General features: G+C 64.4%; 31 protein-coding genes, 2 tRNA genes and 1 other RNA gene. 16 read left to right on the top strand and 18 right to left on the bottom strand.

Annotated elements, in window-relative coordinates:
- Window positions 1-82: 82 nt before the first annotated feature.
- Together AYJ57_RS01520 and purB are read right to left on the bottom strand one after the other, a co-directional pair.
- Complete coding sequence (locus AYJ57_RS01520; RefSeq protein WP_066100212.1) at window positions 83-238, bottom strand: adenylosuccinate lyase; 156 nt, start codon at window positions 236-238, stop codon at window positions 83-85.
- Between the two features lie 180 nt (window positions 239-418).
- Window positions 419-1,726, bottom strand: a complete 1,308-nt coding sequence (gene purB, locus AYJ57_RS01515; RefSeq protein ID WP_066100210.1) for an adenylosuccinate lyase — start codon at window positions 1,724-1,726, stop codon at window positions 419-421.
- Window positions 1,727-1,892: 166 nt separating this feature from the next.
- Between purB and AYJ57_RS01510 the strand changes: the two genes are divergently transcribed.
- Window positions 1,893-2,282 (top strand): DUF6314 family protein, encoded by a 390-nt coding sequence (locus tag AYJ57_RS01510; protein ID WP_066100208.1) that lies wholly within the window; start codon window positions 1,893-1,895, stop codon window positions 2,280-2,282.
- Between the two features lie 39 nt (window positions 2,283-2,321).
- Here AYJ57_RS01510 and AYJ57_RS01505 read toward each other — a convergent pair whose 3' ends face one another.
- The 10 genes from AYJ57_RS01505 to AYJ57_RS01460 all read right to left on the bottom strand — a co-directional run bounded on the left by AYJ57_RS01505 (window position 2,322) and on the right by AYJ57_RS01460 (window position 10,318).
- Entirely contained in the window at window positions 2,322-2,567 is a 246-nt protein-coding gene (locus AYJ57_RS01505) for a ribbon-helix-helix domain-containing protein (protein ID WP_066100205.1), read from the bottom strand.
- Window positions 2,564-2,797 (bottom strand): DUF4169 family protein, encoded by a 234-nt coding sequence (locus AYJ57_RS01500; protein WP_066100202.1) that lies wholly within the window; start codon window positions 2,795-2,797, stop codon window positions 2,564-2,566. Before AYJ57_RS01500 ends, AYJ57_RS01505 begins: the two co-directional genes overlap by 4 nt.
- 203 nt (window positions 2,798-3,000) lie before the next feature.
- On the bottom strand, window positions 3,001-4,395 hold the full coding sequence (gene fumC, locus AYJ57_RS01495; RefSeq protein WP_066100199.1) for a class II fumarate hydratase: 1,395 nt from the start codon (window positions 4,393-4,395) through the stop codon (window positions 3,001-3,003).
- A 215-nt stretch (window positions 4,396-4,610) separates the two neighbouring features.
- Complete coding sequence (locus AYJ57_RS01490) at window positions 4,611-5,078, bottom strand: SspB family protein (protein ID WP_066100196.1); 468 nt, start codon at window positions 5,076-5,078, stop codon at window positions 4,611-4,613.
- A gap of 109 nt (window positions 5,079-5,187) precedes the next feature.
- Entirely contained in the window at window positions 5,188-6,489 is a 1,302-nt protein-coding gene (gene chrA / locus AYJ57_RS01485; protein ID WP_442974582.1) for a chromate efflux transporter, read from the bottom strand.
- A 6-nt stretch (window positions 6,490-6,495) separates the two neighbouring features.
- Entirely contained in the window at window positions 6,496-7,149 is a 654-nt protein-coding gene (locus AYJ57_RS01480; RefSeq protein ID WP_066100190.1) for a DUF1194 domain-containing protein, read from the bottom strand.
- Window positions 7,150-7,290: 141 nt separating this feature from the next.
- Window positions 7,291-7,640: a transfer-messenger RNA gene (ssrA, locus tag AYJ57_RS01475) on the bottom strand.
- A gap of 18 nt (window positions 7,641-7,658) precedes the next feature.
- On the bottom strand, window positions 7,659-8,078 hold the full coding sequence (locus AYJ57_RS01470) for a hypothetical protein (RefSeq protein ID WP_066100186.1): 420 nt from the start codon (window positions 8,076-8,078) through the stop codon (window positions 7,659-7,661).
- Between the two features lie 128 nt (window positions 8,079-8,206).
- Entirely contained in the window at window positions 8,207-8,626 is a 420-nt protein-coding gene (locus tag AYJ57_RS01465) for a hypothetical protein (protein WP_066100183.1), read from the bottom strand.
- Window positions 8,627-8,818: 192 nt separating this feature from the next.
- A complete protein-coding gene (locus AYJ57_RS01460) occupies window positions 8,819-10,318 on the bottom strand; it encodes a CoA-acylating methylmalonate-semialdehyde dehydrogenase (RefSeq protein WP_066106503.1) in 1,500 nt (499 codons plus the stop codon).
- A gap of 97 nt (window positions 10,319-10,415) precedes the next feature.
- On the opposite strand from AYJ57_RS01460, the gene AYJ57_RS01455 reads away from it, so the two are divergent.
- From AYJ57_RS01455 to coaD, 3 genes are all read left to right on the top strand, one after another.
- The gene (locus tag AYJ57_RS01455) at window positions 10,416-11,312 is read left to right on the top strand and encodes a LysR family transcriptional regulator (protein ID WP_066100181.1); all 897 of its coding nucleotides are present in this window, start codon (window positions 10,416-10,418) and stop codon (window positions 11,310-11,312) included.
- Window positions 11,313-11,370: 58 nt separating this feature from the next.
- A complete protein-coding gene (locus tag AYJ57_RS01450; RefSeq protein ID WP_066100177.1) occupies window positions 11,371-11,805 on the top strand; it encodes a CBS domain-containing protein in 435 nt (144 codons plus the stop codon).
- 103 nt (window positions 11,806-11,908) lie between these two features.
- A complete protein-coding gene (gene coaD / locus AYJ57_RS01445) occupies window positions 11,909-12,406 on the top strand; it encodes a pantetheine-phosphate adenylyltransferase (protein WP_066100173.1) in 498 nt (165 codons plus the stop codon).
- 77 nt (window positions 12,407-12,483) lie between these two features.
- Here the strand turns inward: coaD and AYJ57_RS01440 are convergent, their stop codons facing one another.
- The gene (locus AYJ57_RS01440) at window positions 12,484-12,645 is read right to left on the bottom strand and encodes a glyceraldehyde-3-phosphate dehydrogenase (protein WP_066100169.1); all 162 of its coding nucleotides are present in this window, start codon (window positions 12,643-12,645) and stop codon (window positions 12,484-12,486) included.
- Between the two features lie 327 nt (window positions 12,646-12,972).
- Here AYJ57_RS01440 and AYJ57_RS01435 point away from each other — a divergent pair, with 327 nt between their 5' ends.
- Window positions 12,973-13,224 (top strand): hypothetical protein, encoded by a 252-nt coding sequence (locus AYJ57_RS01435; protein WP_066100165.1) that lies wholly within the window; start codon window positions 12,973-12,975, stop codon window positions 13,222-13,224.
- A gap of 65 nt (window positions 13,225-13,289) precedes the next feature.
- Here the strand turns inward: AYJ57_RS01435 and gap are convergent, their stop codons facing one another.
- The 4 genes from gap to AYJ57_RS01420 all read right to left on the bottom strand — a co-directional run bounded on the left by gap (window position 13,290) and on the right by AYJ57_RS01420 (window position 15,762).
- Entirely contained in the window at window positions 13,290-14,291 is a 1,002-nt protein-coding gene (gene gap, locus AYJ57_RS01430; protein WP_066100162.1) for a type I glyceraldehyde-3-phosphate dehydrogenase, read from the bottom strand.
- An 85-nt stretch (window positions 14,292-14,376) separates the two neighbouring features.
- On the bottom strand, window positions 14,377-14,520 hold the full coding sequence (locus AYJ57_RS26160) for a hypothetical protein (protein ID WP_193789501.1): 144 nt from the start codon (window positions 14,518-14,520) through the stop codon (window positions 14,377-14,379).
- Window positions 14,521-14,705: 185 nt separating this feature from the next.
- Complete coding sequence (locus AYJ57_RS01425; protein ID WP_066100159.1) at window positions 14,706-15,179, bottom strand: disulfide bond formation protein B; 474 nt, start codon at window positions 15,177-15,179, stop codon at window positions 14,706-14,708.
- 4 nt (window positions 15,180-15,183) lie between these two features.
- Window positions 15,184-15,762 (bottom strand): YqaA family protein, encoded by a 579-nt coding sequence (locus AYJ57_RS01420; protein ID WP_066100156.1) that lies wholly within the window; start codon window positions 15,760-15,762, stop codon window positions 15,184-15,186.
- 165 nt (window positions 15,763-15,927) lie between these two features.
- Between AYJ57_RS01420 and AYJ57_RS01415 the strand changes: the two genes are divergently transcribed.
- The 4 genes from AYJ57_RS01415 (at window position 15,928) to AYJ57_RS01400 (ending at window position 18,382) form a co-directional block, all read left to right on the top strand.
- A tRNA-Leu gene (locus tag AYJ57_RS01415) sits at window positions 15,928-16,013 on the top strand.
- A 416-nt stretch (window positions 16,014-16,429) separates the two neighbouring features.
- Window positions 16,430-17,074, top strand: a complete 645-nt coding sequence (locus tag AYJ57_RS01410; protein ID WP_157373895.1) for a DUF4760 domain-containing protein — start codon at window positions 16,430-16,432, stop codon at window positions 17,072-17,074.
- 137 nt (window positions 17,075-17,211) lie between these two features.
- Window positions 17,212-17,751 (top strand): hypothetical protein, encoded by a 540-nt coding sequence (locus AYJ57_RS01405; protein ID WP_066100151.1) that lies wholly within the window; start codon window positions 17,212-17,214, stop codon window positions 17,749-17,751.
- A gap of 112 nt (window positions 17,752-17,863) precedes the next feature.
- Window positions 17,864-18,382, top strand: a complete 519-nt coding sequence (locus tag AYJ57_RS01400) for a hypothetical protein (protein WP_066100148.1) — start codon at window positions 17,864-17,866, stop codon at window positions 18,380-18,382.
- Window positions 18,383-18,676: 294 nt separating this feature from the next.
- On the opposite strand, the gene AYJ57_RS01395 is transcribed toward AYJ57_RS01400, so the two are convergent.
- Window positions 18,677-18,766, bottom strand: a tRNA-Ser gene (locus AYJ57_RS01395).
- A 189-nt stretch (window positions 18,767-18,955) separates the two neighbouring features.
- On the opposite strand from AYJ57_RS01395, the gene AYJ57_RS01390 reads away from it, so the two are divergent.
- The 7 genes from AYJ57_RS01390 to AYJ57_RS01360 all read left to right on the top strand — a co-directional run bounded on the left by AYJ57_RS01390 (window position 18,956) and on the right by AYJ57_RS01360 (window position 24,882).
- A complete protein-coding gene (locus tag AYJ57_RS01390) occupies window positions 18,956-19,780 on the top strand; it encodes a DUF2059 domain-containing protein (RefSeq protein WP_066100146.1) in 825 nt (274 codons plus the stop codon).
- Window positions 19,781-20,091: 311 nt separating this feature from the next.
- Window positions 20,092-20,664, top strand: a complete 573-nt coding sequence (locus tag AYJ57_RS01385) for a 50S ribosomal protein L21 (protein ID WP_066100143.1) — start codon at window positions 20,092-20,094, stop codon at window positions 20,662-20,664.
- A gap of 23 nt (window positions 20,665-20,687) precedes the next feature.
- Complete coding sequence (gene rpmA, locus AYJ57_RS01380; RefSeq protein WP_066100140.1) at window positions 20,688-20,957, top strand: 50S ribosomal protein L27; 270 nt, start codon at window positions 20,688-20,690, stop codon at window positions 20,955-20,957.
- Between the two features lie 118 nt (window positions 20,958-21,075).
- A complete protein-coding gene (locus AYJ57_RS01375; protein WP_066100137.1) occupies window positions 21,076-21,624 on the top strand; it encodes a GNAT family N-acetyltransferase in 549 nt (182 codons plus the stop codon).
- Between the two features lie 105 nt (window positions 21,625-21,729).
- Window positions 21,730-23,697: a heme lyase CcmF/NrfE family subunit gene (locus AYJ57_RS01370; protein WP_066100135.1), complete on the top strand. Its 1,968-nt coding sequence runs from the start codon at window positions 21,730-21,732 to the stop codon at window positions 23,695-23,697.
- A complete protein-coding gene (locus tag AYJ57_RS01365) occupies window positions 23,694-24,191 on the top strand; it encodes a cytochrome c-type biogenesis protein (RefSeq protein ID WP_066100132.1) in 498 nt (165 codons plus the stop codon). Before AYJ57_RS01370 ends, AYJ57_RS01365 begins: the two co-directional genes overlap by 4 nt.
- Before the next feature lie 181 nt (window positions 24,192-24,372).
- The gene (locus AYJ57_RS01360; RefSeq protein ID WP_066100130.1) at window positions 24,373-24,882 is read left to right on the top strand and encodes a DUF2087 domain-containing protein; all 510 of its coding nucleotides are present in this window, start codon (window positions 24,373-24,375) and stop codon (window positions 24,880-24,882) included.
- The last annotated feature ends 75 nt before the right edge of the window (window positions 24,883-24,957 follow it).

The raw sequence follows: 24,957 nt of genomic DNA, 5'->3' as shown, positions 1-24,957 counted from the left end.
CGCCCCGTCACGGCGCGCAGGAAAAAGGGGCGCCCAGACCGGGCGCCCCTTCGGGTAACTGCACGCGAGGCCAGCGGAATGCTCAGCCAGAGATCACCTTGCAGGTGCCGCTCTCGGCGTCATAAGCCGAGCCTTCCGCGCAGGTCATCTTGGCCTGCTCGTGATAGCTGCAATCGGCCCAGGCAATCATCGGGGCTGCCACGAGGGCGGCGGCGGTCAACAGCGTCTTGATCGTCATGCTTCGTCCTCCGTGTGGAATGACCCTAGGGTACCACAGCTCCGCCACCCGCCAAAAAGAAAGCGGCCAGCGCGGCACCTCACGTTCCCGCGAGCGCCGCACCGGCCCTTCGTCTAGATCAAAATATCCCGGGGGAGTCCGCGTCAGCTGACGGGGGCAGCGCCCCCAGCCGGGCGGGGCTCAGCCCTCGCCGAACACACGGCGGAAGATCGTGTCCACGTGTTTGGTGTGATAGCCCATGTCGAACTTTTCGTTGATGCCGTCGACGCCGAGCGCTTTCACCACCTCTTCGTCGGCCAGCAGCAGCTCGCGGAAATCAAGCCGCTCTTCCCAGACTTTCAGCGCGTTGCGCTGGACCATGGAATAGGCGTCCTCGCGGCTGACACCGGCTTGGGTCAGCGCCAGCAGCACGCGCTGCGACATCACCAGACCCGGGAACTTGTTCATATTGTCGAGCATGTTCTGCGGGTAGATGATCATCTTGTCGACGACGCCGGCCAGACGGTTCAGCGCGAAATCGAGGGTGATGGTCGCATCGGGGCCGATGCCGCGCTCGACCGAGCTGTGCGAGATGTCGCGCTCGTGCCAGAGCGCCACGTTCTCCATCGCCGGGATCACCGTCATCCGCACGAGGCGGGCGAGGCCGGTGAGGTTCTCGGTCAGCACCGGGTTCTTTTTGTGCGGCATCGCCGACGAGCCTTTCTGGCCCATCGAGAAGAACTCCGCGCCTTCCAGCACCTCGGTGCGCTGCATGTGGCGGATCTCGATGGCGATGTTCTCGATCGAAGAGGCGATGACGCCGAGCGTGGCAAAGAACATGGCATGGCGGTCGCGCGGGATCACCTGCGTCGAGATCGGCTCGGGGCGCAGGCCCAGCTTCTCGCAGACGTGCTCTTCAACCGCCGGGTCGATATTGGCGAAGGTGCCGACGGCGCCCGAGATCGCGCCGGTGGCGATCTCCCATTTGGCCTTCTCGAGACGGTTCTTGTTGCGGTCCATCTCGGCGTAGAACCGCGCGAAGGTCAGCCCCATGGTGGTGGGCTCGGCGTGGATGCCGTGGCTGCGGCCGACGCGGACGGTATCCTTGTGCTCGTAGGCGCGCTTTTTCAGCGCGGCCAGCACCTTGTCGACGCCGTCCAGCAGGATGTCGGCGGCGCGCACCAGCTGCACGTTGAGGCAGGTGTCGAGCACATCCGAAGAGGTCATGCCCTGATGCACGAAGCGCGCCTCTTCGCTGCCCACATGCTCGGCGAGGTGGGTGAGGAAGGCGATGACGTCATGCTTGGTGACGGCTTCGATCTCGTCGATGCGGGCGACGTCGAACTCGACGTCATTTGCCTTCCAGACGGCCTCGGCGTTTTCCTTGGGGATGACCCCCAGCGCGGCCTGTGCGTCGCAGGCATGGGCCTCGATCTCGTACCAGATGCGGAACTTGGTGGCGGGCTCCCAGATCGCGGTCATCTCGGGGCGGGCATAGCGGGGGATCATCGGCTATCCTTCGGTCTCTTGCATGGCAGACGCGGGCGTCATAGGGCGGAAGTGGCGCCACGGCAAGGGCGGTGAGTGGCTGGCAGCTCTGCCTCATGCCCGCCGCGCGGCTTCGCCCGCCAAAGATGTGCGTATTTGGAAAGAGAAGAAGATAGGACCAGCGGCGATGCGCAGACTCCAAGATTTCCTCGGTGACTGGCGGCTGGCGCGCGAGATCACCCATGGCGATGGCAGCGCGGCGCGTTTCGAGGGGCAGGCCGAGTGGCGCGCCGAAGACGGTGGCGCGCTCTATGTTGAGACCGGGGAGTTGATCATCGGGACCGGGCGTTTTGCCGCCGAGCGGCGCTATCGCTGGGGCGCGGATCTGTCGGTCTGGTTCGACGACGGGCGCTTTTTCCACCAAGTGCCGCCCGGCGGCGGCGCGGCGGCGCATTGGTGCGATCCCGATCAATATGATGCCGAGTATGATTTCAGCCGCTGGCCCGAGTGGACCGCCCGTTGGCGCGTGCGCGGGCCGCGCAAAGACTACGAGATGCTCAGCCACTACCGCCGCTGAGCCTTTCATTGTTCCCAAAATACGCCCGCCGGAGGCGTCTCAGCCCGCCGCCCGCAGCCGTGCCTTGAGGTGTTCGAGCACATGCACCCTGATGGCCGAGGCGAGCCCCGCCTCGACGCCGCGCTGCGCGTCGATCTCTGTGGCGAGGGCGTTGAGCGTCTTGCCCTCAGCCTCGGCGATGCTGCGGAATTCGTCCCAAAAGGGCGTCTCCAGCGACACCGAGGTGCGGTGGCCGCGGATGGTCAGCGAGTGTTTCGCCGGGCGCCCGATTTCCCTGGGGGTCATGAGCGGGAAGTCTCGTCGCCCTCGGGCGTGCCATCGCCCTCGGGCGTGCCATCGGGCGTATCCAGCCGGTGGCCTTCGAGGCTGCGCGCGGCCTTGTCGCTGCGGCTTTCTTCGAGCTTCTTCTCGGCCTTGCTGAGACCATGGCGCACAGCGTTCTCGTCGGCCTGCGCGCATTTCTCGGCGCGGGCTTTGGATTTGCGGAAGCGGTTGAGGTTAACGACGTTGCTCATGGCAAAAAAGGATAGCGCGGTGCGGCGCGGGGACAATCGAAAACCGCGGGCGGGCAGGGACGGGCAGGCCCGGACAGGCAAGTATGAACAGGCGCGGGCAAAGATATGCGGCAGTTTGCGGCAAGCTGCGCGCTCGGGCGGCGGCGCTGACGAAAACGGGGCCCGCGCGGGGCCCCGTTTCAAGTCTCGCAAAAGGACGCGGATCAGTCCTTCGGGCCGATCATCTTCTCGGGGCGCACCACCTCGTCGAAGGTCTTTTCGTCGACGAAGCCAAGGGCGATCGCCTCTTCCTTCAGCGTGGTGCCGTTCTTATGCGCGGTCTTGGCGACCTTGGTGGCGTTGTCATAGCCGATGGTCGGCGCCAGCGCCGTCACCAGCATCAGCGATTCCTTCATCAGCTTGTCGATGCGCGCGGTGTTCGCCTGCGTGCCCACGACCATATTGTCGGTGAAGGCCGAGGCCGAGTCGCCCAGCAGCTGCATCGACTGCAGCACGTTGTAGCTCATCATCGGGTTGTAGACGTTGAGCTCGAAGTGGCCCTGGCTGCCGGCCATGCCGACGGCGGCGTCATTGCCCATCACATGCGCGCAGACCATGGTCAGCGCCTCGGCCTGAGTCGGGTTCACCTTGCCCGGCATGATCGACGAGCCGGGCTCGTTTTCCGGCAGGATCAACTCGCCAAGGCCCGAGCGCGGGCCGGAGCCCAGCAGGCGCATGTCGTTGGCGATCTTGAACAGCGAGGCGGCCACGGTCTTCAGCGCGCCCGAGAACATCACCATCGCATCATGCGCGGCGAGCGCCTCGAACTTGTTGGGCGCGGTGACGAAGGGCAGGTCGGTGATCTGCGCCATATTGGCGGCGACCATCTCGGCCCAGCCTTTCTTGGTGTTGAGCCCGGTGCCCACGGCGGTGCCGCCCTGCGCCAGCTCGTAGATGTCACCAAGGCAGGCCTCGACCCGCTCGATGCCCTTTTTCACCTGATGCGCGTAGCCACCGAATTCCTGACCCAGCGTCAGCGGCGTGGCGTCTTGGGTGTGGGTGCGGCCGATCTTGATGATGTCCTTGAACTCTTCGCTCTTCGCCTCGAGCGCCGCGTGCAGCTTGCGCAGGCCCGGCAGCAGCACGTCGCGCGCCTGCATGGCGATGCCCACGTGCATGGCGGTGGGGAAGGTGTCGTTGGACGACTGTCCCATGTTGCAGTGGTCGTTGGGGTGCACGGGCGCTTTCGAGCCCATCTCGCCGCCCAGCATCTCGATCGCGCGGTTGCTGATCACCTCGTTGGCGTTCATGTTCGACTGCGTGCCCGAGCCGGTCTGCCAGACCACCAGCGGGAAGTTGTCGTCGAACTTGCCCTCGATCACCTCACCGGCGGCGGCGATGATCGCATCGGCGACCTCGGCCTCCATGTTGCCCAGTTCCTTGTTGGCCATGGCGCAGGCCTTTTTCACCACGCCAAGCGCGCGGATGATCGGAACCGGCTGCTTCTCCCAGCCGATGGGGAAGTTCATGATCGACCGCTGGGTCTGAGCGCCCCAGTACTTGTCGGCGGGAACCTCGAGCGGGCCGAAGCTGTCGGTTTCGGTGCGGGTGTTGGCCATCTTTGCCTCCTGCAAGCATACCATTGTGTGCCGTTTAGCCCCAGCGAGACGAAGGGGCAACGGGGCAGCGTGTTTTGCGTGGGCTGTTAGCGTCGCGACAGGGCAGGAAAATTTGCAAATCCTGCGACGCGGGCCGTGGTGGCGGGGTCAGCGCAGCAGAAACGCGAACGCCGCCGGGCAGACCGGCGGCGGCATGGCGCATCCTGTGCGGCGGCTTATTTGCGGAAAGAATCCAGCCGCACCACCTCGGCATCCTGCTTGGGCGCATCGCCCGAGCCTTCGGGATCGTCGCCGTCGGGCGGGGTGGGTTCGTCGTCGTCCTCGTCTTCCTCATGCGTCTCGAAGCGCAGGCCGAACTCGACCGAGGGATCGACGAAGGTCTTGATCGCGTCATAGGGGATGTAGAGCCGCTCGGGCGCATCCCCGAAGTTCAGCGTCACGGTAAAGCCGTCCTCGGTCACTTCGAGGTCGTCGTACCAATGCTGCATCACCACCGTCATCTCGCCCGGGTAGCGATCCGACAGCCAGTCCGCCAGTTCCACATCGGGATGCTGGGTGTCGAAGGTGATGAAAAAATGGTGCTCGCCCGGCAGGCCGGATTCCTGAACGCCCAGAAGGACGTCATGGATGAGCCCGCGCATGGCGCGGTGCATGAGATTCCCGTAGTCGATGCCGGAGGGCATGGCTCTGATCCTCGTCGCTTTCTTTTCACCATATTAGATTTGGCGGCGAGGAAAAGGGGACTTGGCTGGAAAATTCCCCGTTGGACGGGATTTCACGGAAAGGCGCGCATTAATAAATAGTTAACAAGAGCCCCGCGACTGCCGTCACGGCAAGCGTCAGCGGCACCGAGCGGCCAAGCGGGCCAAGCAGCAGGGCGGCCAGAAGCGTCAGCGCCAGCGCGCCGGGACGCCAGCTTTGCAGCACGGGCAGTTCCGGGGCGATGGGACCAAGCCGCAGCTGCCACGTCTCGGAGAAGAGCACATGCAGGGCGAACCACAGCGTGAGGTTGGCGATCACCCCCAGCACGGCGGCGGTGATCGCATCCAGCGCGCCTTGCAGGCGGGGGCGGGCCAGCAGCCTTTCGAGATGCGGGGCAAAGGCGAAGATCCACAGGAAACAAGGCACGAAGGTCACCCAAAGCACCATCGCCCCGGCGGCCAGCGCCATGGGCCAGCCGCCCTCGGCGTAGCCGGTGAGCATCCCCACGAATTGTGTCACGAGGATCAGCGGACCCGGCGTCGTCTCGGCCAGCCCCAAGGCGTCGGCCATCTGCGCGGGGTTGAGCCAGCCGCGTGCCGAGACCGCCTCCTGCGCCAGCCACGCCAGCACCGCATAGGCTCCGCCGAAGGAGAAAACCGCCAGCTTTGAGAAGAGCATGCCGATGTCGTAGAGCAGCGTCTGTCCGGCCAGCGCGGCCAGCACCATTGGCGCGAACCAGAGCGTCACCCAGAGCGGCCAGACCCACAGCCGGTCGGTCACCGGCGCGGGTAGGGGGCGCACGTCCTCGGCGGGGGCGGCAGCGCGGCTGAGCCAGCCGATGGTTCCGGCGCAGGCGATGACCAGCGGGAACGGCAGATGCAGCACGTAGAGCGCGGCAAAAGCGGCCAGCGCGATCCATGGCGCGCCGCGATGAGACAGCACCTTGCGCCCAAGCTTCATGAGCGCGAAGGCGACCAGCGCGATCACCGTGGCCTTCACGCCCAGCATCAGCGCGGTCACTTCGGGGCGGGTGCCATAGGCGGAATAGGCCAGCGCCAGCGCGGCGATGACCAGGGCGCCGGGCACCACGAAGAGCCCCCCTGCGATCAGCCCGCCGGCGACGCCGCGCAGCCGCCAGCCGGCCCAAGTGGCCAGCTGCATCGCCTCGGGCCCCGGCAGCAGCATGCAAAAGGACAGCGCCTGCAGGTATTGCCGCTCGCTCAGCCAGCCGCGCTCTTCGACGATCTCGCGATGCAGCAGCGCGATCTGCGCCGCCGGACCGCCGAAGCTCAGCAGGCCGATGCGCAGGAAACTCAGGAAAAGCTGGGAAAGTGGGGTCTTGGCGGGCGTCGTCATCACCGGCTTTTGCGCAGGGCTTGATGAAACTTTCATGACGGCTCAGCCCAGCACGCGGGCGATCTCGCGCAGGATCTTGCGGCGCATGGTCTCGGCATAGGCAAGGTGGCTGCGCGCGGTCAGGACAAAGCCGTCGCGGGTGATCAGCACTTGCCGGTAATAATTGGTCACCGGCAGCCCATGGCCCGGCCCCTCGATCGCCAGCCCGTTGATCGTCACCCCCATGCGTTCGGCCCGCACCCGCGCGGCAGAGGCGGAGGGGCCGGAGTTCGGCGTGCCATCGCCCGAGATGTCGATGACCCTGCGCCCGCAGGCGGGGGCCGCCGCCATGTGATCGAGCGCGGCCTGCAGCGCGGCACCCGGCGCGGTGTCAGAAAGCACAAAGGCCCGCTCCATGCGCTCTGCGGCGCTGGCGAAGGCGGAAACATCGGCGGGCTCGGTGATCTGCCGCCAGCCAAGGGTGAGCGCCTGATGCGCCGGGCCGGACCATTGCAGCACCGCAAGCGCGATCCGATCCTCGACGAGGATCGCGGCAATCTCGGGGTCGCGCATTGCGAAGGCGAGGCCTTCGACCTGGATCGCATATTCCGCCGGGTCGATCGAGTTCGACACATCCATGGCCAAAAGCAGCGCGGTCTCGCAGGCACGGGCCGGCGAGACGAGCAGGGCAAGGCTGGCGGCAACCACGCGAAACATAAGCCGAATGCTGGCAGCGCGGCGGTATTCGGTCAATCTATCCGTCGGTCGCGGCGCAAAAGCAGCGAATTGCGGCGCTCTGCAAGCGGCATCCCGCGCGCATGTCGCGATGGGCTTCAAGATGTCTCTGGGGGGGAAGGAAGTGCAGGTTTCTGTTGCCAGGTACCTGCGAACCCCGCCTTACGCTGCTAGGCGCAAGGACTTAGATTTCGATGTTTCGGACTGCTTACGCAGCCAGAGCCATCGGAGCACGATTGTTGTTGGCAACTATGCTTTATGAACCGATAACGGTGGTATCTCACCGGGACAAAGCTACATCTTTACGCGTTCGTCGATCCTATTTCGGCCCCATGAACCCCCAACAAGGGTTTATTGGTGGAGCCGCCGGGTACCGCCCCCGGGTCCGATCCGTTTATTACATGCGCGTTTATGCCCATAGTCCCTTGCGGAACACCCCTCATATAGGACGGCGGCGCGCGGCTTTCAATGGGGTGTTGCGCGCGATCTGATCACTGGGTCGCGGCAAAGAGGTCCGAGACGCGGGTCTCGGGCTGTCCTAAAAAGGCAAGCGCGGGCGCCTCTTCGCGGAAGACATGGATGTCGAAACTGAGCTGCGGCGAGAGGATCTGCTGCGCCATGCGCGCCACGCCGAAAGCCAGATCGGTCGGGGCGAAATAGACCAGAGGCATCACACCATCGTCGAAGAGCCCCGAGGCGGCCATCTCTGCCGAGACCTGCTGAAGCCCGGTGTAGCCGCTGCGAAAATGGGTCAGTTCCGAATAGTCGATCAGGCAACCGACGTTGGGCGACCAGCCCGGGGTTGCCTTGATTACCTTCTGCGCCTCGACGCATTCTTCGCAATAGGTCTCCCCGGAAAATTTCATGTAGACCAATGGGCGGTCGGCAAGAAATCTAAAGGTGCCAGCCATGTGGGGTCTCCCAGAAACAGGAAAATTGCGGCGTTGGGTCTCGCTAACATCTGTTCTGGAGGCAGGGGACTGTCAAACTTTATGTCGCGTAAGCGACACATCGGGGTGGGCGCTGTGTGGCTTGAGGCTCAGCCCGCCTCCTGCAGCAATTGTTCAAAACTGCGCTCGGCCAGACCGAGCAGGGCAAGCGTGCCAAGCTCGCTCTGCTGGACGAGTGTGATCACCCCGTCGAGACCGTCCCATGATTGCAGGGCGATCTTCGCCAGATCGAGGCTGGTTCGTGTGGGCGCATAATAGACCATCATGGTCTGAGCCCCGACGCCACGAAACGCCTCGGCCTTCTGCGCCTGAATTTTCATGAGTTCGAGGAAGTCCCCATCCCAGCCGGTGATCGCCGACAGATCGACCAGCTGTTTCTGGCCGGGGTGAAATTCCGGATGAACGGTATAGGCGGCAAACGCCGTGGTCGTGTCAGTAAGGCGCGCCTGACCCTCATAGCGCACGTAGACAAGACCGTGTTTCGGAAGAATGCGGAACGTGACAGGCATGGCGGCTGTTGTGGCTGTTTCTGGCTTTGGTGCGGCAGCCTTGCCGGTGTGTCGCGCCTCGTCAACGATGTACCGCAGATGTATGTTTGGCGTCGGCGCTGTCACGCTTCTGCGCCGGACATGCAAACGCCGCCCCGGGGATCGGGGCGGCGCTTTTGACAAGGGGCCGGTGCGAACCGGCGCGGCGATGGATCAGTCCATGGCCTTGAAGTTGAACTCGCCACCTTCCTTGATGCCCGAGAACCAGCGCGCGGTGACGGTCTTGGTCTTGGTGTAGAAGCGGAAGGCGTCGGGGCCGTATTGGTTGAGATCGCCGAAGGCCGATTTCTTCCAGCCGCCGAAGGTGTGGTACGACAGCGGCACCGGGATCGGGAAGTTGATGCCGACCATGCCCACGTTCACCCGGTGCGCAAAGTCGCGCGCGGTGTCGCCATCGGCGGTGTAGATCGCCGTGCCGTTGCCGTAGTCATTGTCGATCACCAGATCGAGCGCCTCTTCGTAGGTGCCAGCGCGCACGGTGCTGAGAACCGGGCCGAAGATCTCTTCTTTGTAGATGTCCATGTCGGGCGTCACATTGTCGAAAAGCGACGGGCCGACGAAGAAGCCGTTCTCATAGCCCTGCAGCGAGAAGTCGCGGCCATCGATGACCAGCTTCGCGCCCTGTTCGACACCTTTGGTGACGAGGCCGTTGATCCGGTCCTTGGCGGTGCCGGTGATCACCGGGCCATAGTCCACGTCTTCGCCCGCGGTGTAGGGGCCAACCTTCAGCTTCTCGACGCGCGGCACCAGCTTTTCGATCAGCGCGTCGGCGGTTTCCTCGCCCACCGGAACGGCCACCGAGATCGCCATGCAGCGTTCGCCTGCAGCGCCGTAGCCCGCACCCACCAGCGCGTCGGCGGCCTTGTCGAGGTCGGCGTCGGGCATGATGATCATGTGGTTCTTGGCACCGCCGAAGCATTGCGCGCGCTTGCCGTTGGTGGCCGCGCGGCCATAGATGTACTGCGCGATCGGGGTCGAGCCGACGAAGCCCACGGCCTGCACGGTCTCGTTGTCGAGGATCGCGTCCACCACTTCCTTGTCACCGTTGACCACCTGCAGCACGCCCTCGGGCAGGCCGGCCTCGATGATCAGCTCGGCGAGGCGCAGCGAGGTCGAGGGGCAGCGCTCGGAGGGCTTGAGGATCATGGCGTTGCCGCAGACCAGCGCCGGGGCCATCTTCCACAGCGGGATCATCGCCGGGAAGTTGAACGGGGTGATGCCCGCGACCACGCCAAGCGGCTGGCGCATGGAGTAGAGATCGATGCCCGGACCGCCGTTGTCGGTGAACTCGCCCTTGAGCATATGCGGCGCGCCCATGCAGACCTCGACCACTTCCAGACCGCGCTGCACGTCGCCGCGGGCGTCGGGCAGGGTCTTGCCGTGTTCCTTCGAGACCAGCTCGGCCAGCTCGTCCATATGCTCATTGATCAGCGCACCGAACTTCATCATCACGCGGGCGCGACGCTGCGGGTTGGTGGCGGCCCAGCCCTTTTGCGCTTCGGCGGCTTTGGCAACGGCGTCGTTCAGCTCTGCGACGGTGGCCAGCGGCACTTTGGCCTGAACTTCCCCGGTGGCCGGGTTGAAGATCTCGGTGAAGCGGCCCGAGGTGCCCTTGACGTGTTCGCCGTTGATGAAATGCGTGAGTTCTTGCATCTGAACCTCCTTGATGTTGGGCCGCACTCTAGCCTTGCGGAAATGCAGGGGACAGGGGTAATCCAGCAAAAAGGTTTTGCAAAAATTCAGGTGCGCCATGCGTGAGAACTGGGATGACTTGCGGATTTTCCTTGCCGTCGCGCGCGGCGAGAGCCTGTCGGCGGCGGGGCGGGTGCTGCGCATGGACCCGGCGACGGTGGGCCGCCGGGTGGCGCGTCTTGAGGAGCAACTGGGCCATCCGCTCTTTGCCAAGTCGCCGCAGGGCTACGCGCTGACCGAGGCAGGCGCGCGGCTGCTGGTCCATGCCGAGACCGCAGAACAGGCGCTGGGGCAGGGTGCGCAGGCGCTGATGGGAGCCTCTGAGGGGTTCGCCGGGCAGATCCGCATCGGTGCGCCCGACGGCTGCGCGAACTTCCTGCTGCCGCAGGTCTGCGCCAAGATCGCCGAGGACAACCCGGGGCTCGATCTGCAGATCGTCTCGCTGCCGCGCGTGGTGAACCTGTCGCGGCGCGAGGCCGATATGGCCATCGCGGTCTCTGCGCCCACGGCGGGGCGGCTGGTGGTCAAGAAGATCTCGGACTACCGCCTGCATCTTGCGGCCTCCGAGGAGTATCTGGCCCGTCACGCCCCGATCCGCAGCCGCGCCGACCTGCAGGGGCACCGCATGGTGGGCTACATCCCCGACATGATTTTTGACCGCGAGCTCGACTATCTCAGCGATCTGGGCGTCGAGCGGGTGCGTCTCGCCTCTAATTCGGTCGCGGTGCAGTTCCATTGGCTTCGCTTGGGCGCGGGGCTGGGCATCGTGCATGATTTCGCGCTGCCCGCCGCGCCGGGGCTGCGCAAGGTGCTGGCCGATGAAGTGTCGCTCACCCGCAGTTTTTACCTCGTGCGCCATGCCGATGACCGGCGCCACGCGCGCCTTAACGGATTCGCAGAGCTTTTGGCCGAAGGTGTTCGGCGCGAGCTGGCCTGCCTCGAAGGTGGGAGTTGACAGAAGGTCGCAGGGGGCGGACGCTGTAACGGTCAGCAGCGCTTAGGAGGAAAGCCGCATGCAGGTACAACAGATTCTCAAGGATAAGTCCGACGACGGGGTGGTCACCGTCACCCCCGGCAGCAGCGTCGGTGACGCGGCGCAGGTGCTGTCTGAGCGCCGGATCGGTGGTGTGGTGGTTTCCGACGACGGGCAGACGCCGCTGGGGATCCTGTCAGAGCGTGACATCGTGCGCGCGATCTCGGCGCAGGGTGCCAGCATCCTGAACATGACGTGTGACGAGTTGATGACCCGCAAATTGCAGGTCTGCACCCGCGACGAGGACACCAATGTGGTGCTCGCCCGGATGACCGAGGGGCGCTTCCGTCACATGCCGGTGGTCGAGGATGGGGTGCTGGTGGGCATCATCTCGATCGGCGACGTGGTGAAGGCGCAGATCGCCGAACTTGCCATGGAAAAAGACGCGCTGCAGGGCATGATCATGGGCTTCTAGGCCAAGCCGCCTCGACAGGAGGCCGGTTTCGGGGTTGCATTCCGGAACGCAATATTGTTGCGTGCGCCGGACATGCCCCCGCGGGCACTCCTGGGAGGATTTCATGCGCATTGGCCTTTACCCCGGCACGTTCGATCCAATCACGCTGGGCCATATCGACATCATCCGCCGCGCCGCGGCGCTGGTCGATCGTCTGGTGATCGGTGTCGCGATCAACCGCGACAAGGGTCCGCTGTTTCCGCTGGAAGACCGCGTGGCGATGATCGAGACGGAATGCGCCAAACTGTCTGAAGAGACCGGGACAGAGATCGTCGCGCATCCTTTCGAGAACCTGCTGATCGACTGCGCCCGCGATGTGGGCGCGCAGATCATCATTCGCGGCCTGCGCGCCGTGGCGGATTTCGAGTATGAATTCCAGATGGTTGGCATGAACCGCGCGCTCGACACCAGCATCGAGACCGTTTTCCTGATGGCCGAGGCGCGGCATCAGGCGATCGCCTCGAAGCTGGTGAAAGAGATCGCCCGGCTCGATGGCGACGTCAGCAAATTCGTCACGCCCACGGTGAACGAGGCGCTGAAGGCGCGCTTCGACAAAGGTTGAACGCAGGCGTGCAACGCCAAGGCTGAACGCAAAAACGGGGCCGCTGGGGCCCCGTTTATCTTTGTCGTAGCTTGGTCTTACTGACCGTAGACAGCGATCCGCGCGGTTTCCGCTTCGCGGCCTGCGATGTCGCAGTCAATGCGGGTTCGCAGCGGCAGCGACATCAGGGCCTGATGGGTGCGGCGATAGGCGAAGCGGCGGGAGAAGCTGTCACGAACGGCGTTGATGGCTTTGGTCATGTCTCTGATCCATCTATGAAGGGCGCCCCGAGGGGAGGAGTGGGCGCGTTTGCGGTTGGTTTGTTGAAACTCGGTGCCGTGGGAAATGCCCTTGCGGGTGTCCCCGGCGTTGGCGCTAACTTAGGTCTTGCTGCGACGCAGCACAATTGACGCTTTTCCAGACCCGCCTTGCAAAACATGCATGGCATGACGTGCGGCGCGTTTCTGCGGGCGCAAGGCTTTGTAAACCTTCGGCGATTAACCTTAACGCCACAGCAACAGCGCGGCGCGGCTGCCGGGCGCGCAGCCAAAACAGCGCGGATGGGCTCTTAGAAAGGGAGACAGGTCATGGAAATTCATCAAGGGATCGGCGGTCACGGCCGGTCGCAGCGGCCCAAAACCGCGCCGCAGCAGCCCGCCCGCACTGCACCGCAAGAGGGGGCGGCTCGCTTGTCTCACGCCCCGCTCGCAGCGCCTGTGCCGGTGATCAGCCAGCCGCTGGCGCTGCCGCTGACCGGCAGGGTGACCCCGCGCGCACGGCCCGCGGGGCTCGAGGCGGCAGAGGGCTATGGCGCGGCGCGCAAGGCGTTCGACAAATGAAAAGGCGGGGCACGCGGCCCCGCCTTTGAGTTTCCAGATATGGCGCCCTCAAGCGCGCCGCAGGCTCAGATCAACTTGCCCATCGCCACGGCGGTGTCGGACATACGGTTCGAGAAGCCCCACTCGTTGTCATACCACGACAGGATGCGCACCATGGTGCCTTCCATGACCTTGGTCTGGTCGGTGTGGAAGATCGAGCTGTGCGGATCGTGGTTGAAGTCGATCGAGACGTTCTTTTTGTCGGTATAGCCCAGAATGCCGTTCAGCTTGCCATTGGCGGCGACGCGGATCGCGTCGTTGATCTCTTCCACCGTGGTCTCGCGCTCGGCTTCGAACACCAGATCCACGACCGACACGTTCGGCGTCGGCACGCGGATCGCCACACCATCGAGCCTGCCGTTAAGCTCGGGCAGCACGAGGCCGACGGCCTTGGCGGCGCCGGTCGAGGTGGGGATCATCGACTGCGCCGCGGCGCGCGCGCGATAGAGATCCTTATGCATCGTGTCCAGCGTCGGCTGGTCGCCGGTGTAGCTGTGAATGGTGGTCATGAAGCCCTTCTTGATGCCGACGGTGTCGTTCAGCACCTTGGCGACGGGCGACAGGCAGTTGGTGGTGCAGGACGCGTTGGAGACGATCAGGTCATCCTTGGTCAGCGTGTCGTCGTTGACGCCGTAGACGATGGTCTTGTCGGCACCGGCGGAGGGGGCAGAGACCAGAACGCGGCTCGACCCATTGGCGAGGTGGGCGGCGGCCTTCTCGCGGTCGGTGAAAATGCCGGTGCATTCGAGCACCACATCGACGTCGCCCCAAGGCAGATCGGCGGGGTTGCGCTCGGCGCTCACCTTGATCGGGCCGCGGCCTGCGTCGATCGTGTCGCCCGCCACTTTCACGTCCTGCGGAAAGCGACCGTGCACGCTGTCGAACTGCAGAAGATGGGCGTTGGTCTCGACCGGGCCGAGGTCGTTGATGGCGATGACTTCGATGTCAGTGCGGCCGGATTCGATGATGGCGCGCAGCACGTTGCGCCCGATGCGGCCGAAGCCGTTGATCGCTACCTTGACGGTCATGATGTCTCCTCGCTGTCCGAGAGTCTGCGGTTGCCCGAAGGTCATCAGGATACGTCGGGCAAGTCAATACTGGGACTGTTAGCGCTCACCGCCAAAATGCCATCCAATCGAGCAGATTGAAAACTTTCCGCCCCAGATAGATGAAGTGATCGCTCCCGAAGAGCAGGTAATCCAGCACGGCGGCGAGGATCAGGATGGCGGCGAGCCAGAGGGCGAAGCGATTGGTCATTTTCTCGTGATGCCAGAGGTTTGGCGCTCTGTCACCTGTCTTGTAGCGATGCCGTCAGGCGCGGCGCTGCTCAGGACATCCGCGCCTCGAAGACCGATCTGACGTGGGGCAGGCGGGGTCGCGCTGCGTGGCAGGGGGCTGATTTGGCCCCCTGCAACTTTGGTTCAGGGCCGCACTAACACCGTTCAGGCTTGGGCCGAGCGCCGCCATGCGGCGATCCAGATCAGCGCAAGGCCAAGCGAGATGACCGCGTTCCAGCTGGCCATCGACAGGCCGAGGAACTGCCAGGCAACCTCGTCGCAGCGCACCAGAGGCGCGTCCATGATCTGGTTGAGCAACTCATCGGCCGACATGCCGCCGATCGGGCCGGAGGTGCAGGTGGTCGGCCCTTCCCACCAGCCGCGCTCGACGCCGGTGTGATAGACGCCGATGCCGCTGGTGGTCAGCGCCGCCAGCGCGCCCAAAAGCGGCAGCAGGCGGGCGCGGAAGGCCAGCGCCAGTGCACCGATGACGACGGCGATGGCGTGGGGCCAGCGCTGCAGGATGCACAGGTGGCAGGGGGCGAGTCCGCCGATGAATTGTGAGCCGATGGCGCCAAGCAGCACGGCGGCCGATCCGCCAGCGGCGATCAGGATGAGGAACTTGCGCAGGTCAGTCATGGTCTCAGAGGTATTTCACCAGAAAGAAGCCGCCGGCAAGCAGCAGCACAAAGACAGTAAACACCAGCCCGAGCCGGTTTTCGATGAAATCCCGGATCGGCGCGCCGAAGGCCCGCAGCAGCCCCGCGACGATGAAGAAGCGGAAGGCGCGGGCGATGATGGCGGTGGTGACGAAGGTGCCGAGCGGCATCGCGGTCCAGCCCGACATGATGGTGATCACCTTGAACGGGAAGGGGGTGATCCCGGCGATCAGCACGGCCCAGAACCCAACGCCGTTGAAGCGGGCGTTGAAGGCCTCCATCGAGTCGGCCTTGCCGAGCGTTTCGAGAATTGGCCGCCCGATGCTGTCGAAGAAGAAATGCCCGATGGCATATCCGAAGAGGCCACCGACGACCGAGGCCAATGTGGCCACCAGCGCGATCAGCCATGCCCGGCGCGGCGCGGCGAGGATCATCGGGATCATCAGCACGTCGGGCGGGATCGGAAACACCGAGGCTTCGATGAAAGAGACCGCTGCCAGCGCCCAAAGCGCCTTGGGGTGATCGGCAAGCGACATGGTCCAGTCGTAAAGGCGGCGCAGCATCGTCGGGCAGGTCTCCGGCGTGGGTCTTCTTTGCAGGAAGCACGGGGGACCCCGAGGCGCAAGCCATTGACGCTGCATTTGTGATGACAGTTTCGCAAGGAACATGCGAGTGCGTGAAGATTGCCGCTTTACGCGGCGCGGCGGGGCGGCTAAATCCATGCCCGGGCCCAAGTGGCGGAATGGTAGACGCAGGGGATTCAAAATCCCCCGGCCGCGAGGTCATGTCGGTTCGAGTCCGACCTTGGGTACCAAGCTGAAATGTCTCAGCTTTCTGCAAATCCTCATAGATTTAAGCGTGTTTTGCGTGATCAGGCGTTGCGCCGCGCCGGGTCGCGCGCGGTCCGTCGTGGTAGATCAGCGTGGTCAGATCATTTCATCTCAGCTTGCAGAATGAAGTTGGAATATGTGCGAGCGTTATGGAACTCGGCGGGAAGTGAAGCGTTTACCATTGTAAGCTAGAGTTTCGATGGCCGCATTTGTTGTGGGCGAGGTTTTGCGCTCTCCGGTCCCGCGCGGCTCTCGCAAAGCGGGAGTAAGCGGGAGGCTGTGCCAGCGTATGGGAATTCGTTGACAGTGCGCGTGAAGCGCGTAAACCTGCTTGCAACGCATCTTTCTGAGAAGGAGACCAGCATGTCTGTGATCACCAAAGAAGGTGCTCGGGACTGACGTGAACTGTTCCGAGCAGATTGCCAGTGAAGCGACGCAAACCTTGGTGGTTTGCGTCGCTTCTAGTTTCAACTGGATCGGTTTGGTCGGCCCTGCGGTCATCCTGCTGTCGGTCGCGGTGGCGGCCTATGGCGTCGCCATGGCCCGGGCGTCCACCCGCCAAAGAGCCACGCTGGACATGATCGAGAAGGTCGAATCCACGCCATATTACCAAGAGCAGAATTCTGTCTTCAGCTACCACCGCCGTCAAAATGGCTTTGCAAAGCTTCACAGCCCCGCGGAAACGAAAGACCGGGAAGAACGCCGGGCGATCTTGGGGTATCTCAATCACTACGAGCTTGTATCCATCGGGATTCGCAGAAAAATTCTCGATGAAGCCTTTTATCGTGAGTGGATGAGAGGACCCTTCGTGCGGGATTGGAACGCGGCTGCGGATTTCATTCAGCGCGAAAGATGGAAGTGGGACGCTCAGAGCGAAAAATGGGACTACCACCATGTTCTCTTTGAGAACTTCCAGAAGATGGCCTGCCGCTGGAGTGAAGAGGCAATCGTTCTGACCAAGTCCTTCAGCAAACCGCCGGAGGCCCCCTCGGGGCCGGGGGACGAGGCTCTGCCCGACGGTAAGAAGTCGGATAAATCAGCCTGAACCCCGCTCCGTCCGCAGCTGGCGCGCGCCGGTCATTTGCACACGCTGCGCAGAGCGTGGCCTTGCAATCCGCGGGCGTTCCGCGGGATACGGCCACCTCAGCCGCCCTTGGACATCCCTGAAGAACGATTGCCGCAATGCCGCAGACCGATCATCTCAAGACCGATCACCTCAAGACCGACTGCTCGAAATGCGCGGCGCTCTGCTGCCTCGCGCTGGCCTTCGACAAGGGCAAGGACTTCGCCTTCGACAAGAACCCCGGCGAGCCGTGCCGGAACCTTTCGGGACACAGCTGCACCATTCACGACCGCCTTACGGAGGAGGGGTTTCCGGGCTGCGTCGCCTATGATTGCCTTGGGGCGGGCAATCGGGTGGTGCAGGAGGTCTTTGGCGGAGCGTCATGGCAGAAAGACCCGCGCCTGACGCGCCCGATGATGGAGGCCTTTTCGGGCATGCGCGAGGTGCACAAGCGCATCGACCTGCTGCGTGCCGCCGGAACCCTGCCACTGGAGCCGCGCGACGAGCAAACCCGCCGGGATTTTCTTGCACGCCTCGAGCAGCACCGTTGGAGCGGGGCGGAACTCAATGACTTCGAGGTCGGGCTGGCGCTGGAGATCGATATCTTTTTCCACAGCATCCGGGCCTATCTGCCGGGCGAATTCCCCGCCGAATGGTGAGAACCTGACGGGCACCGGAAGGGCGGCTTGCCGCCAAGTGGTCTCGCAGAGGTCGTAATTCTTCCTCAATCCTTAATCAAAAGGCGCGTGTACCATCAAAAGGTGTATGTAAATGTTAGGTTCCATTTCCGGCTCGAACTCGAGCCTCTTCGGGGCGATCGCCTCGACGGTCGCGGCGCAAACCTCCTCCCAGAACCAGATTGCAGCTGAATCGGAAGCCACGGACGAAGACGATCAGATTCAGGAGATCTCGGCCAGCGTTGACGCAGTGGCGGAGACGTCCACCCAAGAGGCGGCGAGCGAGGGCTCTTCGTCTGGCGCCGCAAGTGCCGCGAACGGCAATGCGTCGAGCGAGACCGATGACGTGGCCGCCAATGCCGCTCAGTCGAGCGGCGCGCAGGTCGAGGCGAGCGAAACTCCGGAAGAGGCTGACGCTCTCGCGCAGGCCCGCGCCAAGGCGATCTCCACGCAGGAAAGCTTCATGAAGTCCTTGGTGCTTGCGCAGATCGGCAGCGGTGCCGATGAAGACGGTCTTGCGACCCGGATGCGCCAAGGGGCCGAAAGCTATGCCGCAGCACGCGCCGAGGCGCAGCAGGCGGATGCACCGGCACGCGGCAGCATCGAGGCCTGAGCACCGCAGCGCAAAACCGGTCTTTGAGAATGACGCGGTATGCAGGACGATCCCTGCACGCCGCGTTTTTTGTGCGGGGTAGGGTGTTTGGAGGAACCAAAGGGCCGTGAACCCACGCGCGCGGCATAGGCCATAGGGGGCTGCAGCAGAATGCGCCAACGGCAGATACAACGCACGAACGATCGGGCGCTGACACCGGGCGTGGATCAATTTTGGATGGCTGGGTCAGTGATGCCGACAGCTCAGATATGTCTGAAGGCTGTCGGCGTAACTGGCTACTTTCCCGAAGGAAAGTGGCGGAGAGACAGGGATTCGAACCCTGGGACCCCGTGAAGGGTCAACGGTTTTCGAGACCGCCCCGTTCGACCACTCCGGCACCTCTCCGCGGGGGTCGTGGGGGGCGTTTAACGATATGCTCAGGGGGGTGCAACAGGGAATTTTGAAGTTTTTTCATTCGGAGGAATTTTTCCTTGGCAAAGCTCCGCCAGCCATCGCGCGGGCACCTTGCGTCACCTTGGAAATGCCGCGGGCGCGCCCTAGGGTCTGGCCGAAAGTAGCTGGAGTAGCTCTGCCATGTTGTCGCGTCTTGCCGCCTGTACCGTTTCCGCCTCGCTGATCCTGCCCACGCTTAGCCTGCCGGGCTGGGCAGGCAGCGCCGAGGAGTTGCTCGACGCTTTGAAGGTGGATGAGATTGTCGAGATCATGCGCGCCGAGGGCCGGGACTATGGATCGGACATGGCGCAGGACCTTCTTCCGGCAGGGGCGACCGCTGGCTGGGAAGAGGCCGTGGACAGGCTCTATGATGCGGACGCCATGGATGAGGTGGTGCGCGCGGGCTTTCTCGAAAGCTTCGGCGACACCGACGCGGGGCCCTTGCTGGAGTTTTTCACCTCCGAGGCCGGGCAGCGTGTGGTCGAGCTTGAACTCACGGCCCGGCGCGAGCTGATCGACAATGATGTCGAGGTTGCCGCGCGCGAGGCGTGGAACGCCATCGCCGGCACTGGCGATCCGCGCGCGGCGCAGCTTGACCGTTTCGTGGCCGCCAATGATCTGCTTGAAACAAATGTGGTCGGCGCGCTCAACGCCAGCTTCCAGTTCTACCTTGGCCTTGTGGATGGCGGCGGCATGGAGATGACCGAGCCGGAGATCGTCGAAGAGGTCTGGATGCAGGAAGAGACCACGCGCTACGACACCGAAGAGTGGCTCTATGCCTATATGCTCACCGCTTATGGGCCGCTGCCCGATGAAGAGCTCGATGCCTATATAGATGTCTCTGCAACGCCCGAGGGCAAAGCGATGAACCGCGCGCTGTTCGACGGGTTCAATCACATGTATGAAGAGATCTCTTACGGGCTGGGGCTGGCGGCCGCGCGCGAGATGCGCAGCGAAGAGCTCTGAGAGGGTTTTGGGGCTCGGCGTGGGCGAGGGGGCTTTGATGCCCGCGCGCATGAGAACCCCGCGGTCATCCCTGCGCTAAGCGCGAATCCAGCGCTTTGCCGCTCTGATGGGTTGACAGCATAAGGTTTTGCCCCGATAAGCCGGGCTTCGAAGACGGGGCCATTGCGCGCCCCGCTTTCGATTCTTACATCATGACAGCCCGAAAGGGCGCGCTGTTCGACGGCGGAGCGGGCTTTCCGCACCACGAAGTTCCCGAAAAGGTCCGCACGGGCCGGGACGCCACAGAACGCGGTAGACAAAGGAAGACGCAGATGTTCGCGGTGATGAAAACCGGCGGCAAGCAATACAAAGTCCAGGCGGGCGACGTGCTCCGCGTGGAAAAGCTGGCTGCTGATGCGGGTGAAACCGTTCAGTTCAACGAAGTCCTTATGCTCGGCGGCGACAATGTCACCGTTGGTGCTCCGCTGGTGTCCGGTGCTGCCGTTCAGGCAACCGTGATCGACCAGATCAAGGGCGAGAAAGTCATCAAGTTCGTCAAGCGCCGCCGCAAGCACAGCTCGCAGCGGACCCGCGGCCACCGTCAGCAGCTGACCCTGCTGCGCGTGACCGAGATCCTCGCATCCGGCGCCGAAGGCACCGGCGTGAAGGCCGCCGCTGGCGCTGCCTCCGCTCCGAAAGCCGCGCCCGCCGCAGCAGCCCCCAAGGCCGCCGCAGCAGAGGGTGACGACCTGACCCAGATCACCGGTGTCGGCCCCGCCGCCGCCAAGAAGCTGAACGAAGCCGGCATCGCCACCTTCGCACAGCTCGCCGCCGTTGACCCCGAGAGCTTCGAAGCCGTGAAGGTGAAGCCCGAGTGGGTTGAACAGGCCAAGACCCTGGCCTGATAGAGATTTAAGGAGACCAACCCATGGCACATAAAAAAGCAGGCGGTAGCTCCCGTAACGGCCGCGACTCCGCTGGCCGCCGTCTCGGCGTGAAACTCTACGGTGGCCAAGCCGCCAACCCCGGCAACATCATCATCCGTCAGCGCGGCACCAAGTTTTGGCCGGGCGAGGGCGTGGATATGGGCAAAGACCACACCATCTTTGCTGTGACCGAAGGCTCGGTCACCTTCCACAAAGGCCTCAAGGGCCGCACCTTCGTTTCCGTCCTGCCCGTGGCGGAGGCTGCCGAATAAGCCGATCCAAGATCGACATCTTGCAGGGGGATCGGCACGGGCCGGTCCCCCTCTTCCGTTTCGGGGGGAGACGAAACGGCCCGTGAGGCGATCCCTCGCGCACAAGAGGAGAAAGACGATGAGCCTGGCCCAAGAGGACCAGCTGACCGCACAGCCGGTCATCGAGACACCCCGTTTCCTGCTGCGGCCGCTGCGAAAGTCGGACGCCGGGATGATTGCGCATTACACCGGCGATCTGCGCCTCGCGCGTATGACCACCTCGATTCCGCACCCGCTGCCGCCGGGCGCGACCGAGGCCTTCATCGCGCGCGCGACCGATCCCAAGCGCGAAGAGGATGTCTGGGCGATGGACGGCGAAGCGCATGGCGGTGCCGAGGTCATGGGGCTCATCTCGCTTGAACGTCTCGACGGCAATCAGGCCGAGATCGGCTATTGGGTCGCGCCGCCGTTCTGGAACACCGGCCACGCTTCGGAAGCGGTGCGCGCGCTGGTGCAGGCCAACCCGTTTGGCAGCTCCACGATGTTCGCCTCGGTGTTTCAGGACAACGCCGCCTCGGCGCGCGTGCTGGTGAACTGCGGCTTTGAATATATTGGCGACGCAGAGGCTTTCTCGGTGGCCCGCAACTCCGCGGTGCCGACCTGGACCTACCTGCGCCGCATGGACTGAGGCGCGCGCCGCGCCCGTCCCGCTGCGTCAATTGCGACATTGTGATCCCGCCCGGCCCGCGATTTCCGTTGGCCGGGCGTTGTCTTGCGCCCTATAAGCGGGATCATGATCACCGAATTCGGACATTTCGCGCTCATCCTCGCTTTCTTCGTCGCCTGCGTGCAGGCGGTGGTACCGATGATCGGAGCGCACAAGCGATGGCCCGGCTGGATGGCCGTCGCCGAGCCCGCCGCCACGGCGCAATTCCTGTTGGTGGCACTGTCCTTCGGTGCCCTCATGCATGCCTTCATCACCTCCGATTTCTCGCTGCGGCTGGTGGTGCTGAACTCGCATTCCGCCAAGCCGCTGATCTACAAGATCTCTGGCGTCTGGGGGAACCACGAGGGCTCGATGCTCCTGTGGGTGCTGATCCTGTCGCTGTTTGGCGCGATGGCGGCGTGGTTCGGGGGCAACCTGCCGCCGACGCTGCGCGCGCGGGTGCTGTCGGTGCAAGCAGCTGTGGGCGTGGCCTTTTTCGCCTTCATCCTCTTCACCTCGAACCCGTTTCTGCGCCTCGCGGTGCCGCCCTTTGACGGGCAGGACCTGAACCCGCTGCTGCAGGACCCGGGGCTCGCCTTCCATCCGCCGTTCCTCTACCTCGGCTATGTAGGCCTTTCGATCTGCTTCAGCTTCGCGGTCGCCGCGCTGATCGAGGGCAGGGTTGATGCCGCTTGGGGCCGCTGGGTGCGCCCCTGGACGCTGCTGAGCTGGCTCTTCCTGACCATCGGCATCGCGCTTGGCTCCTGGTGGGCCTATTACGAGCTTGGCTGGGGCGGCTTCTGGTTCTGGGACCCGGTCGAGAACGCCTCTTTCATGCCGTGGCTTCTGGCCGCAGCGCTGCTGCACTCGGCCATCGTGGTCGAAAAGCGCGAGGCGCTGAAAAGCTGGACCATCCTTCTGGCCATCCTCGCCTTCGGCTTCTCGCTGATCGGCACTTTCATCGTGCGCTCGGGCGTGCTGACCTCGGTCCACGCCTTCGCGACCGACCCGCAGCGCGGCGTCTTCATCCTTGGCATTCTGGTGTTCTTCACCGGCGGCGCGCTGACGCTCTACGCGGCGCGGGCGGGCATCATGCAGGCCAAGGGCGTTTTCGGCATCGTCAGCCGCGAGTCGGCGCTGGTGGTCAACAACATCCTGCTGGCGGTCGCCTGCTTTGTGGTCTTCACCGGCACGCTCTGGCCGCTGGTCGCCGAAATGCTGTTCGGGCGCAAGCTGTCGGTCGGGGCGCCCTTCTTCAACATGGCCTTCACGCCCTTCATGATCCTGCTCGGCCTCGTGCTGCCAATCGGCAGTCTGCTGAGCTGGAAACGCGGCAAGATCGGCCGCGCGCTCCGCCAACTGGTGCCCGCGCTGATCCTTGCCATTGCTCTGGCAGGCCTTGCCTGGGCGATGCAGACCGGGCGCAGCCTGATGGGGCCGATTGGCGTCTTTCTTGGCACATGGCTGGTGGCGGGGGCGATTACCGATCTGATCTCGCGCATCGGTCGCAGCCGCGACTGGAGCCGCCTGAAGCGTCTGCCGCGCGCCGACTGGGGCAAGGCGGTGGCACATGGCGGGCTTGGCATCACCATGCTCGGCATCGCGGGTCTGATGGCGTGGCAGGAGGAAGACATCCGCGTCGCGCAGGTGAACCAGCCCTTCACCGTTGGCGCCTATGAGCTTGAACTGCTCGACGTGCAGCGGGTGCAGGGGCCGAACTATTTCTCGGACATGGGCGAGGTCTCGCTGCGTAAGAACGGCGAAGAGATCGCGCATCTCTATCCGGAAAAGCGCAACTACCCGGTCGCCAAGATGCCCACCACCGAGGCGGCGATCGACGGCGGTGTCCTGCGCGACGTCTACGTTGTGCTGGGCGATGCGCAGGCGGGCGGCGGCTGGACCATGCGGGTCTATATCAAGCCGCTGGCCAACTGGATCTGGGGCGGCGCCATCCTTATGGCGCTTGGCGGCGCGCTGAGCCTGTCGGACCGGCGCTTCCGCGTCGCCGCAGGCGCGCGCAAGAGCCGCCCGGCGCAGGGAGTGCCCGCAGAATGAAGCCGCTTCACCTGCTTCGCATGGCCCTGATGCTGCTGCTTCTGGCGCTGCCGCTGGTGCCCGCCGCCCCGGCGCTGGCGGTGCAGCCCGATGAGATGCTCGACGATCCGGCGCTGGAGGCGCGGGCGCGCGAGCTTTCCAAGCACCTGCGCTGCCTTGTCTGCCAGAACGAGAACATCGACGATTCCAACGCCGCGCTTGCCCGCGACCTGCGGCTTCTGGTGCGCGAGCGGCTGGTGGCGGGCGACAGCGACGAAGAGGCCGTGGCCTATCTCGTCGACCGCTACGGCGAGTTTGTGCTGCTGCAGCCCACCACGCGCGGGTGGAACTGGCTGCTCTGGGCCGCTGGGCCGATCCTTTTTGTGCTGGCGCTGCTGCTTGCGGCGGTCTACCTACGTGGCCGCTCTCGGGCCGAGGCCAGCACCGAGGCGGGGCTCACCCCCGAGGAAGAGGCGCGGCTGAAGCGGATTCTGGACGAGGGCGGCTCCTCCTGATAGCGTCGCGGGCAGGGTCGGCAGTTCACCCAGTCTCCGCCGCCTGCAGCACGCAGGTACGCTGAACCTGCTCTGTCGCTTTCAGTGATCTCCGGACAGCCCGGCGATGCCTGACGGACAAGGGCGGAACTCCAGCTCCGCAAGGGGTCGGGCAGCAGCGCCGGAGGATCTGGAGGATCCGATGAGCACGTTTTCGCGCCGTGAGACCATCCCGCTTGCCATTGACGATCTGTCGGGCTTTGCCCGCGCCCTGCGCGCGAGCCTCGACGCGCCGCCCTCGCATCAGCAGATGCTGGGGCTGATCGCTAGGGCCGCGGGCTATCGCAATTATCAGCAGCTGCGCGCGCAGGCTGAGCCAAAGCCGAAGGCCGACCCCAAGCAGGTGGCGCGCGCCCTACGCCATTTCGACGAGCACGGGCGGTTGCTGCGCTTTCCCGGGCGGACTGCGATGCAGGCGCTGTGCCTCGCGTCGATCTGGGCCCGGATCCCGCCCCGGCAGGTGTTCAACGAACGCGAGATCAGCGCCCGCATCGACCTACACTGCGCCTTTCGCGATGCCGCGCAGATCAGGCGCAGCATGGTGGAGAACCGCATGCTGACACGCACCTGCGATGGCGCGCGCTACAGCCGCATCGAGCACCGCCCCAGCCCCGAGGCGCTGGCGCTGATCGCGGCGCTGCAAAAGCTCTGAGCTGGGCTTGGCATCGGCGGCGCGCGCGGGCACTCTTCGCGCGCGCAGGCCCAACGCGGGCCGATGTCTGGAGGA

It is taken from the genome of Salipiger sp. CCB-MM3 (genome assembly GCF_001687105.1).
GTDB lineage: Bacteria > Pseudomonadota > Alphaproteobacteria > Rhodobacterales > Rhodobacteraceae > Salipiger.
This window is presented reverse-complemented; position numbering and strand designations above follow the sequence as displayed.

Excerpts from the sequence above, each read along its gene's own strand:
- AYJ57_RS01365 (WP_066100132.1), top strand. The coding sequence starts at position 23,694 with ATGAAGCCGCTTCACCTGCTTCGCATGGCCCTGATGCTGCTGCTTCTG.
- AYJ57_RS01440 (WP_066100169.1), bottom strand. The coding sequence starts at position 12,645 with ATGACCAAAGCCATCAACGCCGTTCGTGACAGCTTCTCCCGCCGCTTC.
- AYJ57_RS01450 (WP_066100177.1), top strand. The coding sequence starts at position 11,371 with ATGCAGGTACAACAGATTCTCAAGGATAAGTCCGACGACGGGGTGGTC.
- AYJ57_RS01520 (WP_066100212.1), bottom strand. The coding sequence starts at position 238 with ATGACGATCAAGACGCTGTTGACCGCCGCCGCCCTCGTGGCAGCCCCG.
- AYJ57_RS01505 (WP_066100205.1), bottom strand. The coding sequence starts at position 2,567 with ATGACCCCCAGGGAAATCGGGCGCCCGGCGAAACACTCGCTGACCATC.
- AYJ57_RS01420 (WP_066100156.1), bottom strand. The coding sequence starts at position 15,762 with ATGCTGCGCCGCCTTTACGACTGGACCATGTCGCTTGCCGATCACCCC.
- AYJ57_RS01500 (WP_066100202.1), bottom strand. The coding sequence starts at position 2,797 with ATGAGCAACGTCGTTAACCTCAACCGCTTCCGCAAATCCAAAGCCCGC.
- AYJ57_RS01400 (WP_066100148.1), top strand. The coding sequence starts at position 17,864 with ATGTTAGGTTCCATTTCCGGCTCGAACTCGAGCCTCTTCGGGGCGATC.
- AYJ57_RS01470 (WP_066100186.1), bottom strand. The coding sequence starts at position 8,078 with ATGGCTGGCACCTTTAGATTTCTTGCCGACCGCCCATTGGTCTACATG.
- AYJ57_RS01370 (WP_066100135.1), top strand. The coding sequence starts at position 21,730 with ATGATCACCGAATTCGGACATTTCGCGCTCATCCTCGCTTTCTTCGTC.
- AYJ57_RS01375 (WP_066100137.1), top strand. The coding sequence starts at position 21,076 with ATGAGCCTGGCCCAAGAGGACCAGCTGACCGCACAGCCGGTCATCGAG.
- AYJ57_RS01490 (WP_066100196.1), bottom strand. The coding sequence starts at position 5,078 with ATGCCCTCCGGCATCGACTACGGGAATCTCATGCACCGCGCCATGCGC.
- AYJ57_RS01390 (WP_066100146.1), top strand. The coding sequence starts at position 18,956 with ATGTTGTCGCGTCTTGCCGCCTGTACCGTTTCCGCCTCGCTGATCCTG.
- AYJ57_RS26160 (WP_193789501.1), bottom strand. The coding sequence starts at position 14,520 with ATGACCAATCGCTTCGCCCTCTGGCTCGCCGCCATCCTGATCCTCGCC.
- AYJ57_RS01510 (WP_066100208.1), top strand. The coding sequence starts at position 1,893 with ATGCGCAGACTCCAAGATTTCCTCGGTGACTGGCGGCTGGCGCGCGAG.
- chrA (WP_442974582.1), bottom strand. The coding sequence starts at position 6,489 with ATGAAAGTTTCATCAAGCCCTGCGCAAAAGCCGGTGATGACGACGCCC.
- gap (WP_066100162.1), bottom strand. The coding sequence starts at position 14,291 with ATGACCGTCAAGGTAGCGATCAACGGCTTCGGCCGCATCGGGCGCAAC.
- AYJ57_RS01480 (WP_066100190.1), bottom strand. The coding sequence starts at position 7,149 with ATGTTTCGCGTGGTTGCCGCCAGCCTTGCCCTGCTCGTCTCGCCGGCC.
- AYJ57_RS01405 (WP_066100151.1), top strand. The coding sequence starts at position 17,212 with ATGCCGCAGACCGATCATCTCAAGACCGATCACCTCAAGACCGACTGC.
- AYJ57_RS01435 (WP_066100165.1), top strand. The coding sequence starts at position 12,973 with ATGGAAATTCATCAAGGGATCGGCGGTCACGGCCGGTCGCAGCGGCCC.
- AYJ57_RS01385 (WP_066100143.1), top strand. The coding sequence starts at position 20,092 with ATGTTCGCGGTGATGAAAACCGGCGGCAAGCAATACAAAGTCCAGGCG.
- rpmA (WP_066100140.1), top strand. The coding sequence starts at position 20,688 with ATGGCACATAAAAAAGCAGGCGGTAGCTCCCGTAACGGCCGCGACTCC.
- AYJ57_RS01465 (WP_066100183.1), bottom strand. The coding sequence starts at position 8,626 with ATGCCTGTCACGTTCCGCATTCTTCCGAAACACGGTCTTGTCTACGTG.
- purB (WP_066100210.1), bottom strand. The coding sequence starts at position 1,726 with ATGATCCCCCGCTATGCCCGCCCCGAGATGACCGCGATCTGGGAGCCC.
- coaD (WP_066100173.1), top strand. The coding sequence starts at position 11,909 with ATGCGCATTGGCCTTTACCCCGGCACGTTCGATCCAATCACGCTGGGC.
- fumC (WP_066100199.1), bottom strand. The coding sequence starts at position 4,395 with ATGGCCAACACCCGCACCGAAACCGACAGCTTCGGCCCGCTCGAGGTT.
- AYJ57_RS01455 (WP_066100181.1), top strand. The coding sequence starts at position 10,416 with ATGCGTGAGAACTGGGATGACTTGCGGATTTTCCTTGCCGTCGCGCGC.
- AYJ57_RS01425 (WP_066100159.1), bottom strand. The coding sequence starts at position 15,179 with ATGACTGACCTGCGCAAGTTCCTCATCCTGATCGCCGCTGGCGGATCG.
- AYJ57_RS01360 (WP_066100130.1), top strand. The coding sequence starts at position 24,373 with ATGAGCACGTTTTCGCGCCGTGAGACCATCCCGCTTGCCATTGACGAT.
- AYJ57_RS01460 (WP_066106503.1), bottom strand. The coding sequence starts at position 10,318 with ATGCAAGAACTCACGCATTTCATCAACGGCGAACACGTCAAGGGCACC.